Source organism: Sharpea porci (assembly GCF_009695655.1).
Classification (GTDB): Bacteria; Bacillota_I; Bacilli_A; order Erysipelotrichales; family Coprobacillaceae; genus Sharpea; species Sharpea porci.
In genome coordinates, this window is sequence record NZ_VUNM01000028.1 from 22,041 (window position 1) to 34,163 (window position 12,123).

Genomic DNA, 12,123 nt, shown 5'->3' on the forward strand with positions numbered 1-12,123 from the left:
GGTCTCCAGACGACTCTAGAGACCTCTATAATGAATCAATTATTTAACAGCGTCTGTATTTAAAGACTTAACATATTTATCTGTTTCAGCTTTATAGTTAGCAGCAGTGACTTTCTTAGCAACAACATTCTTACCAAATGTTTCAGTTGGTGTCCAGAAGTTACCCATAGCTGAGATAGTTGGCTGAACGATAGAAGTATTGTTGATAGTGTTATTCTGAGCAGTTACAAGTGGATCCTTAGCAACTTCTTCATTCTTTAATAATGTAGTGTTACATGGGATGATAGATCTTAATTTATAGTGATCTTCCTGTGCTTTTTCACCAGCAAGATAACGAGCTAATGCGATAGAAGCCTGCATATTCTTAGAGTTAGGGTTAACAGCGATTGCTTTAGAACCAGAGAAGCTCTTTAACTGTTTAGCCTGACCATTGATATTAACTGTTGGTAGCTGAGCGATACCAAGTTTGTCACCTAATGCCTTCTTAACAGCATCATAGTCCCAAGAACCAGAGAACATAGCTTTTACAGTACCCTTACGGAAGTCTGTTAAACCTTTACCATCAGCATCATTTTCGAAGTTAGGATTATTAACTAAGTCAACTAAATATTTAGTTGTTGCATAACCATTTTCACCACCGAACTGAATGCCAGCCTTCTTATCAGTACCATCACCGAAGAGAGTGCCACCATTAGCTACATAGAAGCTACCTAAATACCAAGAGTTGCTTACTGGGAAGGCAACCTTACCTTTGCTTAACATTGTATCCAAGCTCTTAATATCTTCATCAGAGAAAGCAGTCTTGTCATAATACATAAACCAAGTATTACCAGTGAATGGTAAACCATAAACCTTACCATTAGAAGTTACTGAATCTACTAATGCCTTACTGTTATTATCCTGTACATCCTTTAATGCATCGCCACCAAGCTGAGAGATAGCCTTAGCATCAAGTAATGTACCTAACTGGTCATTCGCAAACATGTAAACGTCTGCGGCTGCCTTAGCATCCTGAGTGACTAACTTACCAGCATCACTTTCAGAACATACACCATATTTGAAGTTGATCTTCCAATCTTTATGTTCTTTAGCGAATGCTTCACATTCTTTCTGTAACCATTTACCACTCTTTGCAGACTGGTCTTCCTGTGGTGACCAGACCTTAATTGTCATAGCACCATTACTAGAACTTGTATCTGAAGAACCAGACTTAGCACAGCCAGCAAGGCCAAACATCATCGTTGCTGCTAGGGAAGCAGCTAATACTTTTTTCGCATTCATTATATTATTCCTCCTTACGAATTCCCTCTGTTTTCTTTACACCCATATTATAGAATTTGAAGCGCTTTCTTTATATATCAAAGATTTTTGTTTAATGTTGAATTTTTTAGAGTTCTTACACATTTAATCAAAAATTCCAACATAAAAATCGAGCAAACAAAAGTGTTTACTCGATGATAATTGTTTTTATAATTACCGAACCTTCACATACACGGACAATAAGTTTTGTATTATTCAGTTCGTTGAAAGATGTTAAGGTGATTTTCTTTAATTCTGATAGCTCATCAACATGAATAGTATGATGTACTTCTCCTAATTGCACATCAAGAATACAGTGTTCACCTTTCATCTTGGCATATATAGTACCCTTATTCTCTTTTTCTCTTAATGTATAGGATACAAATTCATCTTCATGCATAACAAGCATAAGATTGTTATAATCACCATACTTAGGAACTGGTGTTAAAGCAATCTGCTTAAATTCATTTTGCTCGTAGGCTGGTTGTTCAAGAATCATCTGCATATGGCATTCTCTGCGATAACCTGAGAAGGAACAATAAGGATAGATTCCACTATAGTCTTTGCCAGGACCATTAACAATATCATAACCAATAGCAGGAATAGAGACGTTATTCTTTCTTAGAATAGCATTTGCTTCTTGTTCTTGTAATGTACAAGAAGCAAACTTCACGTTTTTAAGATAGCGATTGAATATGTCTTTGCTTTCTTTAAAGGTTGGCTTTGCTTCACCTTTAAAAACATAGTTGAGTATTTTCGAGAAGCCTTCAGGCAGTTTATAGGTTGCAAGTGTACAAGCATTCTTACGATCAACAGCTTTGTAGGTAAAGACATTGTAGCCCATATGATAACGTCTTAATAAATCATACATCACAACCGTCCAATGTTTACTTCCACCTGTCTCACCTATCCAAACTGGCACATCTAAGCGTTCTCTTTCTTCAAGAATTGGACCAATAATATCCATATCTGGTAGATCTTCATAAATATGCATTGTCAACACCCAATTATTGAAGGGATCCATATCTCTTTGAAATATATCTGCTCTTTTCGCAAAACGATGACCTTGTAAGAAAATCATATGTTTTTGATCAATCTCACGAATACGTTGAATACAGCGCTTATAAAAGCTTATAAGTTGAGGAATCATATAGTCCCACTTAGGTAATGCCAAAGGTTCATTAAGTAATTCATAACCCGCAATACATGGTTCATCCTTATATATATATGGGCAAGACGTTCCCAAAGCAGTATTGTTCTTTCCATACTTTCTTCTTCTACAAAAAGGTGCACACTGTTATCTACACCATCATCACAGCCAATCCCACTTTGACTAGTATATGCCGCATGCATATCAAGAATGACATACATTGCATTTTCACGACACGATTTAATTACGTTATCAAGAATATCAAACATATCCTGATTAAATACAATCTCTTCCTCTTCTTCAATAAACAATCTTGCGACTAAAGGTAATCTGATGGAATTAAATCCCAATGATTTCATATACTGGATATCATCATTTGTAAGATAATTACGATAGTATGTATTCCAGAAAGTCTTGGCATAAGAAGACCCGCACGTTTCACAAATAATCTGATCAATAGTTCTTGGACGATCCATGCCTTCAGCTCGCATAAAGGGCTTAAGCTCACCATAAAAGCTTCCTGATCCAAACAAGTATGCTTCCTGAATCATCCAGTTTCCTACAGCATAGCCTTCTAATAGTACTTCGGGAGTGTCACATCATTTTTTGAAGATATTACAGCTGGTATTAATCAAATACTTGAAGATGAAATGTGTCAGCTTGATATTAATATGCTCAATAGTATGCAATTGAGTGAAAATAATATCAATGAATTATTAATGAATATAAGGGCAGCAAGTTATAGTGGTTTAATTCTATTAGGAGCGGATATGCCTAAATCTTTCATTCAGGCCCTTCTTGTATTATCACTGCCAATTGTCCTTATTGATACGTTCTATGAGGACTTGCCATGTAGTGCCATCACCGTCAACAATCGTTTTGGTGGTGCTATTGCTGCAAATTATCTTGCAACGAAATATTTAGAAGAACCTGGATATTTGCGTTGTCGTTATCGCGTTAAAAATTTTGATAAACGTATTAATGGCTTTATGGAAAGATTACGTGATGATGGCTGGTCAAGGCATAAAGTCGAAGTTTTTACCCTTTCACACACGATTGAGGGGGCAAAGGCCGATATGGAAAATATCATTAAAAAAGGCGAGCCTCTTTGTCGTGCTTATTTTGCGGAAACGGACATGATTGCTATTGGCGCCATCAAAGCACTTCAAGAAAATGGTTATCGCGTGCCTGAAGACGTGGCAATCATGGGATTTGAAAATATTACACTAGCCCCACTCATTAATTCCAAAGCTTACAACAATTGATATCCCAAGCACCTATATGGGACAACTTGCTGCAGAAAAGATCCTTGAACTGCTTAAATATCCGACAAAGCATACTTCCAATACAAAAGTTTCTGTTTCTCTTATTGAAAGAGAATCAGCTTAATTTTCATAAAATGAATGAATATTGACCAGGTTAGTGATATTGATTATACTTTATATGCATGCAAGTAATTGCATGCAATGAGAGTTGGCTTATAGCCAGAAAATATCACCGTTTCTTAAGGGAGCGGTGATATTTTTGTAATAGGGTAGACAGGAAATAATATCAATACTGAGATTAATTATTATTTCTATGCCTCCCGTTGCACCGTACGTACGGATCTCGTATACGGCGCTACATTTATATGATAAATTCAAACTAACTTAGATAGTAGTTAAGAGGATTGACCAACCCTGGTCTATCCTTTTTCTTAATGGCTAAAATCTTGGGACTAAGTAGAAAGTTGACAACATGACCATTGGCCTGTCTGTATAGACCTAGCCTAGTGTTTGCTACCGAGAATATTTGTTCATCTGTAAAGAGAAATCCGAGTTTCTTATTCAGTTTCTGTAGATTAATATAAATCCTTTTTGGTTTCTTCCACTGTTTAAGAATAATAACTCTGATTTTATGGCGAAGCCATTGACCAAAGGTGTCAATGAAGTATTTCATCACGCCTATTCGATAATAGTTAATCCATCCCATTACAATCTGATTGATTCTCTTGAATGTAACTGCAATTGGTCGTGCAATTCCTATCCTTCTTATGAGTTCTCTTCTACATTTGTCGTAGAGTTTCATCTTGCTCTGATTGGAAGGCTTGCATTTCCATTCACCATTCCTTTGGAGGTAGGTGAATCCTAGAAACTTGCTTTCGGGCGGTCTGACCACTTTGGTTTTAGTAGCACTGACTTTAAGAAATAGTTTTCTCTCTAGCCATGAAGTGACTGACTTCATTACTCTATTCGCGCTCATCTCGCTCTTAACGAAGATATTGCAGTCATCTGCATATCTTACAAAGCGTAGTCCTCTATATTCCAGTTCCTTGTCAAACTTATCTAAATAAACGTTAGAAAGGATTGGAGAAAGTGGACCTCCCTGAGGCACGCCGATTCTAGAAGGTTTTACTAAACCATCTTCCATAATCCCTGCCTGCATGAATTTGCGAATAAGATGTAATGTTGTTGAGTCATTCACATTCTTTTCTCTAAGTATTGAGATTAACTTGTCATGATTTACAGTGTCAAAATATGCTTCAATATCTAAGTCTATAATCCAGTCATAGCCTTCATTAATGTATTCTAGAGTTTTCAGTACAGCCATCTGTGCACTTCTTCTTGGTCTGAATCCATAACTGAATTCACTGAATGAAGAATCTAGTTTCTTCATTAACACTTGTGCAACGGCCTGTTGAATAACTCTATCTACAACTGTAGGTATACCTAATGGCCTTTTCTTGCCGTTAGGCTTTGGAATATAGACTCTCTTGACTGATTGGGGCTTATATTTCTTATTGAATATGGAGTATCTAATCTCTCTTCTATGCTTATAGAAATATTCATCAAGTTCCTCTACTGTCATCTTATCGACTCCAGATACACCTTTGTTTCTCTTGACCTGTAGGATTGCCCTATCAATATTTGTATCGCTCAGTATTTCATCAATTAATCTCATGTCTGTGTTCTCCTTTTCATATCGTAAATTTATCTAGAACCGTTCCCTCTTCCTTCATCTCCACAGAATTACGTTTTCCATTTATAAGATGTTTCCAATTTCGAACTATCTAGATATTGCTTTATGATGAGTGACATCATATAAACATTAGGTCCTTTGGTGCTGGTGAGACACCTACTATGACCTCAGCTGACTCCTCACAGTGAGCTTTTTGTCGCACAACTTACCATCACTGATTTTAAAGATATTGGACTTCGTTGCCTGTGAGGCCTCCCGGGGTAATTCACTAATCCTGTTTCCTTCACAACGCCTTGATTTACTCTTTTGGTTTTACGTTCACCTTTAGGACTTCGGTTTGTCTAGCAACCTTATCCACCATTTAGCCTTGTATCAAGTTTCTGTTCGTACGCTCAAAGGAATCGCTACACCACTTCCTTCACTCCTACCTTTATGGTATCGGCTTGTGGTTCACTACACTTGGCGGTAACTACCTGTGATCGGACTATCTCCGACTGAATCAGTGCCATGCCCGGCACACTAGAAAAACAGAGTCCTACGACTCTGCTTTATTTCTGATCTGGTCTTTTTTCATATTTGTGCTTAGGTAAGCGAATTGTGACAATTGTCCCCTGTCCGACAATACTTTCTATATGTAAGCCATATTCTTCACCATAAAGCAATTTAATACGTTGGTTGACATTACGCATGCCATAGCCCTTGCTGTTTTGTGAAAGCATGGTATTGATTGTCTCTTCATCCATCCCTACACCATTATCTTCAACCATGATATAGACATTCTCTTGATCGACTGTCGCATAGACTTTCAATACACCTTTACGATCTTCCAATAAATCAATCCCATGTCCAATCGCATTTTCTACAATTGGCTGAAGAATGAGATTAGGTGTTTCATAGTCCATAATAGCATCATCAATTTCGATATCGAGATCGAATTCATAATCATGCATCATTTGCTGGATATCAAGATAGGCATTCATATTCTTGAGTTCATCAGCTAAGCATGTTGTATTATGGCCTTTATTAAGTGCTGTACGATAGAAATCAGAGAGGGCAAGAGTGATTTTTGAGATATCATTCTGGCCACTTTCAATCGCCATGAAGTTAATCATTGAGAGTGTGTTATAGAGGAAGTGTGGGTTGATTTGTTGCTGGAGAGCACGCATTTCATAATTCTTCTGGGCTAGTTTGCTTTCATAGACTTCTTCGATCAAGAACTTAATACGGTTGATCATATGGCCAAAGCCAGTTATGAGTTGACCAATTTCATCCTGGTCCTTGCTTTGTACCATGACTTCAAGCTTTCCTTCTTCGACAAGCTTAATATTATTCTGCAAGGCTTCAAGACGACTGACTATAAATTTACTTGTGGCCCATAAAGCAATAGCTGCTGCAATAATTGTCACAACCATGACAAGTAATAAGAAGTTTGCAGCTTCAGATAATCTTGCATCCGATATATTATCGCGTGAGTGATAATAATAGACCTTCCAGTTTGTTTCTGTACTGTTTTTGTAGATGACATTATCTGCCTTACGTTTAACCATCCCTTTGACTTCATTAAAACTCAACATTTGAGATTCACGATCTTGATCAAATTTCAGCTTCTCATACAAGACATGATTATCTCCATCAACAATATAAGCCCCATAATTATCACCACTAAAATTATTAAAACTCTTAAAGAGCTGATCATAATTCATCCTTATATAAAGAATACCAAGAATCCCTTTACGTTCAAGAGTAGGCATTTTACGGACATTAATGACTTCTTTCTTATCCTTATTAATAATCCATACCGGTGTATCGCTTTGACTAGCCTTCTTAAACCAGCTTTCGTTCTCAATTTGGGTAATAGGTGCAAGGGTGCTGCCATGTTGGACAATATCATCCCTGGCATAAATTGTCACCTGTTCAAGATCAGTATGAAAATTAGCCACTGACAACAACATAGGATCCAATGTCTTATCAAGTTCTTTATAGAAATCAAATTGATCATTCGTATCGTTGCTGACGATATTAGCGACTGTTTCATTGTAAGCGAGATAGTCTGAGAGGTTGTTGTAGACCTTAATGTTGCTGTCTAATGAACTGGTGGCAAGTTCAATAGTGTTGGAGGTACTTGTCTTAATTTGTTTGATTACAGAATCCTTGATTTGACTAAAGAAAAGTGTACCAATGAATATTAATGGAAAAAGCCCGATCACAAAATAGATCATGATGATCTTGTATCGGACTTTCATATTTCTAAAGAATTGGACAAACTTGTTCATTATGCTTCACCTTGATTTCTATATTTCTGTGGTGAAATGCCATAATATTCCCTAAAGCTCTGACAGAAATATGAGACATTGGAATAACCTACTGCCACCGCAATAGCGACGATACGTTCATGGGTATTTTCCAGCATATCCTTAGCCTTCTCCATACGCACCCTTTTAATAAATTTGCCTAAATTCTCCCCTGTTTCCTTCTTGAAAATATGGGAGAGATAGCTAGGTGCAAGACATACCTGGTCTGCTAAGAAATCCACACTCAAATCTAAATTATAATGATTATAGACATATTTCATAACATCTTTAATTTCACCATGACTTAGACTTTCTGATTTCTTAAATTCCTTTTCCAACAATACCACAAACTGATCCATAACTTGCTTCATACTCTTAAAATCATTAGCACGATAGAATTTCACAATCATTTGATCCAATGCTTTTTCATCCGTATGTGTTAAAGCTTCATAAATATCCTTAATCATTCCAGAGAATAAGAATTTAATATAATCATTTGTAAAGTCGTTGGAAGCATTATAGAGATCATAGAAGCTATTAAAGTCTTTACGTAAGCTATCGATATCTTTGATATGAATATCATGTTTGACAAGATTAGTGAGTTTTTCAATATCTTCATAGGGTGAACCGTTAACTTCTTCAATCTCATCAAGTTCACTATAAATATGCTTATCAGGATGGTAATACATGCCTTCAAGCGTATCTTCGAGTTCTTCAATAACTTTGGATATCTTGCCAATATCTTCAATCTTTTGACTAATGGCAATATAGGCATTACGATGGTATTTCACTTGTACAAAGTTATAGATATCATGGGCTACTGCATTCAATTTCTCAATATCTTCTTCTTCAAAGAAAAGCACGGACTGCGATAAGTTTAAATTTAGATATTCATATGTCAATCTTACATTTTCTTTTAACTTTTCTTCAAACTCTTCTACTTCTCCAAAGAAGTTTCCATCAAATTCCAAAAGCAAAACCCTTGTATAAGGGGGAATAAAGTCACTGAAGTTATGACCACTTAATTGTTTACGAATGACTTCTAATGAATTCCCGTTGACAAGGTTATAGAGAATATGTTCTTTTAAGAGTTCTTCATGGGCTTCTTCCTGTTTAGCTGATTCATGTAATTTATCGACTTCACCAATGACCTTTTTAATGGTTGTCTTGAATTCTTCAGGATTGACAGGCTTAAGAATATATTCAAGTACACCAAGGGATAAGGCATTCTTGGCATATTCAAAATCACTATAGCCTGAGAATATGGCAATCTTTAAATTGGGTTGTACTTTTAATGCTTCCTTAATCAGTTCTATACCATCAAGAAAGGGCATTTTGATATCGGTCAATAAGATATCAAGATGATGGTTCTGGATATATTGCAAGGCTTCTTTCCCATTTTTAGCCTCAATAATATCAAGTTCCTCATCCATCTGGTCAAGAAGGAAGTGTACGCCCTTCCTGCCTATTTTTTCATCATCCGCAACTAAAATACTATACATAGATTGACTCCTTATAAATGTGTGTTATGTGGGTGTCTTGAAGCAATGGCTTGTTTTAAAGCTTCATCAGCCTGGATATAAAGACACTCATAGCTATTCCCATTGTTGAAAACTAAGGCATAAATATGATCTTCATTTAAACGTGAGAAATATTTCTTAGTTTTCATACGTTTATTCTGATAACGTTTATAGAAATCTTCATTAACACATGAAAAGTCAATAATCTTACTTAAATCATAACGTGCCATCTTCTTACGCTTAGCCTTATTAATAATACGATCAATCGCTAAGTCATCATCTAGGAGAATATACTCATATTCACATTTTAACGAACGTTTATAGAAATAGGCAAGTGCAATAGCCGCAATAAATACTGGTACAAGAATGGTCACAAATAAACTATAGAAGCCTAAAAGCACACATATAGCGACTAAAAAGGCAAAGAATACATGACTTCTCACTTCAACATCTTTCTTAAAACTATATTCTACATAGACACTATTCATAAGTACATTCCTCCATACAATCATATTGTAACAAGTTATTTTATTTTATCAAATATTGATATTATAAGACACATATCAATTTTATTAGATAGTGTTGTCAATAAATAAAAGAGATTTTATAGTAATTATGATTATGAAAGTGAGTGATTTTATGAAAATAATCAACCCCAAGATAAAAAACAATTGCTTTGATAATGAAGAATGGCTCCTCACCAATGGTATCGGTGGTTATGCCTACTCACCAGTCGCAACACACCATACAAAAGCCTATAACGGCTTACTGATTGCTTCCCTTACTCCTCCAACAATGCGCTATAACGTCCTCAATCAGCTTGATGAACGTGTTGTCATTGATGGGAATTCCTATAGTCTTGAAAGCTATCAATATGATGATCATATCGAAGATCATACTGCCTACATCAAAGAAGTGATTGTCGATGATTTTGTCACTTATCGCTATGAAATAGGCAATGTCCATATCGATAAAACCATCACCTTAGTGCATGGCGAGAATACTGTAGCCATTAACTATCATATCACAAGCCACAATCATCAAGTCAATCTTTTCTTCACACCCTACTTTTCACTAAGAGATCATGCTGCACGCAACAATAAAGCCACAATTCCATGTTTTAGTGTACATGAAAGACATCTTAACCTGCTTCCTTTAGATCACAAGGATGTCCTCATAAGAACTTATATGAATACGGGTGTCTTTAATAAAGAAACAAAAATCAAAGATAATCTTTATTATGAATTTGATTGTGTAACTGGATATAAAGAACTTGATGCCTTATATTCACCAGGATATTACAATGTCATGATGAGTGACCAGGAAACAAAGGATATCTCTTTTGTCTGCACGCTTGATCAAGCTTCTCGTACAGCCCGTGAATATCTCTTTGATGAAGTGAAGCGTAAAGCTATGCTTGTCAATACAAAAGATCCTATTAAGGCAAGACTAGAAAAGATAGCTGATCAGTTTATCGTTAATAGAAGTTCGACAAAGAATAAAACGATTATTGCGGGATATCCATGGTTTTCAGACTGGGGCAGAGATACTTTGATTGCCCTTGAAGGCTTGACTTTAGTAACAAAGAGATTTGATGATGCAAAGAGTATTATTCATACATTTGCGAAAACGATACATCATGGACTTGTGGTGAATCTGTTTGAAGATGGGACCAATAAACCACGTTATAATACGGCTGATGCTTCATTATGGCTTATTCATGCATGTTATATGTATGAACAATATAGTCATGATACAGATTTTATTACGAAAGAAATCTATCCTCATCTTAAAGAGATTATCTCTGCCTATATTAGAGGAACGGATCATGCAATCTATATGGATGATGATTTTTTGATTCATGCGGGTGACAATGAAGATCAGATTACCTGGATGGATGTCTATACCCATGGTAAAGCTATTACACCAAGACATGGCAAACCGGTTGAACTGAATGCCCTTTGGTATAATGCTCTGATGATTATGGCTTATTTCAGTCATAAAACTGATCATGATGAAAGCTATGGCTTAATTGCCCAGCGTACAAAAAAGAGCTTTGCGGACAAATTCTGGTGTGAACAGACACAATGTCTCTATGACGTAATTGAGCCCAATGATGCCAGCATTCGCCCTAATCAGCTCTATGCATTAAGTTTGCCTTTCCCCGTACTTTCATTTGATCTTGGTAAGAAGATGTTGAAGGTGGTGGATGAAAAGCTTTATGCCAAAACTGGTATTCGATCTCTTTCTTATGATGATCCACGCTATATTGCACATTATGAAGGCAATCTAGATAAACGTGATCTTGCTTATCATATGGGGACAAGCTGGGCTTATTTAATGGGTCCCTATATTCGTTGTCATGTGCTTCTTGATGAAGATAAAAGTCAGGCAAGAGCATTATTACAGCCATTACTAGAAACACTTGATCATAACTGTATTAATGGTATCAACGAGATTTTTGATGGTGATGCACCCCATACACCTAGAGGAACTGTGAACCAGGCTTGGAGTGTTGGTGAGCTCTTAGTAGCCTATGAAATATCAAGAAAATGAGTTTTCTTATATTTTTCTAAAATTTGTGATATGTCTTTAAAGCGCTAACATTGGTACAATCCTGTCTTTGACAGTTGTGCATATAAAAACCCTTCAAAAATACTGATAAGTTCAACGTTTTTTGAAGGGCTTTTTGCTTTAAAAATGTAGTAATATCTCTATCTCTTTGTATTCTTTATAATTTTTTTCATATTCTTCTCACCATTGATCTGATAATCGGTCCTGAACCCAAATGCCTCATGAAGAATATCAGTTGCATCATTTCTTGTATACGTTGGAACATAGCCACTTCCTTCATAATGATAGAAGTTATATCCTCTTAATGTATCAATAAGCTCCTCAATGGTCA

9 protein-coding genes and 2 pseudogenes are annotated in these 12,123 nt (G+C 36.1%); 3 read left to right on the forward strand and 8 right to left on the reverse strand.

Annotated elements, in window-relative coordinates:
- Positions 1 to 39 precede the first annotated feature (39 nt).
- The 3 genes from FYJ79_RS10125 to FYJ79_RS10135 all read right to left on the reverse strand — a co-directional run bounded on the left by FYJ79_RS10125 (position 40) and on the right by FYJ79_RS10135 (position 3,000).
- Complete coding sequence (locus tag FYJ79_RS10125) at positions 40 to 1,281, reverse strand: extracellular solute-binding protein (protein WP_154517790.1); 1,242 nt, start codon at positions 1,279 to 1,281, stop codon at positions 40 to 42.
- A 166-nt stretch (positions 1,282 to 1,447) separates the two neighbouring features.
- The gene (locus FYJ79_RS10130; RefSeq protein WP_326803769.1) at positions 1,448 to 2,449 is read right to left on the reverse strand and encodes a cellulase family glycosylhydrolase; all 1,002 of its coding nucleotides are present in this window, start codon (positions 2,447 to 2,449) and stop codon (positions 1,448 to 1,450) included.
- Positions 2,446 to 3,000, reverse strand: coding sequence for a cellulase family glycosylhydrolase (locus tag FYJ79_RS10135; protein WP_154517796.1), 555 nt, complete (start codon positions 2,998 to 3,000; stop codon positions 2,446 to 2,448). Before FYJ79_RS10135 ends, FYJ79_RS10130 begins: the two co-directional genes overlap by 4 nt.
- Positions 3,001 to 3,057: 57 nt before the next feature.
- On the opposite strand from FYJ79_RS10135, the pseudogene FYJ79_RS10140 reads away from it, so the two are divergent.
- Positions 3,058 to 3,714 (forward strand): annotated as a pseudogene (locus tag FYJ79_RS10140) (substrate-binding domain-containing protein); the annotation flags it as partial.
- A gap of 16 nt (positions 3,715 to 3,730) precedes the next feature.
- The gene (locus FYJ79_RS12850) at positions 3,731 to 3,838 is read left to right on the forward strand and encodes a hypothetical protein (protein ID WP_154517802.1); all 108 of its coding nucleotides are present in this window, start codon (positions 3,731 to 3,733) and stop codon (positions 3,836 to 3,838) included.
- 255 nt (positions 3,839 to 4,093) lie between these two features.
- Here the strand turns inward: FYJ79_RS12850 and ltrA are convergent, their stop codons facing one another.
- From ltrA to FYJ79_RS10165, 4 genes are all read right to left on the reverse strand, one after another.
- Positions 4,094 to 5,389 carry a group II intron reverse transcriptase/maturase gene (gene ltrA, locus FYJ79_RS10150; protein WP_154517805.1) on the reverse strand — a complete coding sequence of 432 codons (1,296 nt, stop codon included), beginning with the start codon at positions 5,387 to 5,389 and terminating at the stop codon, positions 4,094 to 4,096.
- A 566-nt stretch (positions 5,390 to 5,955) separates the two neighbouring features.
- Positions 5,956 to 7,680, reverse strand: a complete 1,725-nt coding sequence (locus tag FYJ79_RS10155; protein WP_154517808.1) for a sensor histidine kinase — start codon at positions 7,678 to 7,680, stop codon at positions 5,956 to 5,958.
- Complete coding sequence (locus FYJ79_RS10160) at positions 7,680 to 9,200, reverse strand: response regulator transcription factor (protein WP_154517811.1); 1,521 nt, start codon at positions 9,198 to 9,200, stop codon at positions 7,680 to 7,682. Before FYJ79_RS10160 ends, FYJ79_RS10155 begins: the two co-directional genes overlap by 1 nt.
- An 11-nt stretch (positions 9,201 to 9,211) precedes the next feature.
- The gene (locus FYJ79_RS10165) at positions 9,212 to 9,706 is read right to left on the reverse strand and encodes a DUF6106 family protein (RefSeq protein WP_154517814.1); all 495 of its coding nucleotides are present in this window, start codon (positions 9,704 to 9,706) and stop codon (positions 9,212 to 9,214) included.
- A 151-nt stretch (positions 9,707 to 9,857) separates the two neighbouring features.
- On the opposite strand from FYJ79_RS10165, the gene FYJ79_RS10170 reads away from it, so the two are divergent.
- The gene (locus tag FYJ79_RS10170; RefSeq protein ID WP_195837072.1) at positions 9,858 to 11,774 is read left to right on the forward strand and encodes an amylo-alpha-1,6-glucosidase; all 1,917 of its coding nucleotides are present in this window, start codon (positions 9,858 to 9,860) and stop codon (positions 11,772 to 11,774) included.
- Between the two features lie 158 nt (positions 11,775 to 11,932).
- On the opposite strand, the pseudogene FYJ79_RS12445 reads toward FYJ79_RS10170, so the two are convergent.
- A pseudogene (locus FYJ79_RS12445) lies at positions 11,933 to 12,123 on the reverse strand (IS1634 family transposase); the annotation flags it as partial.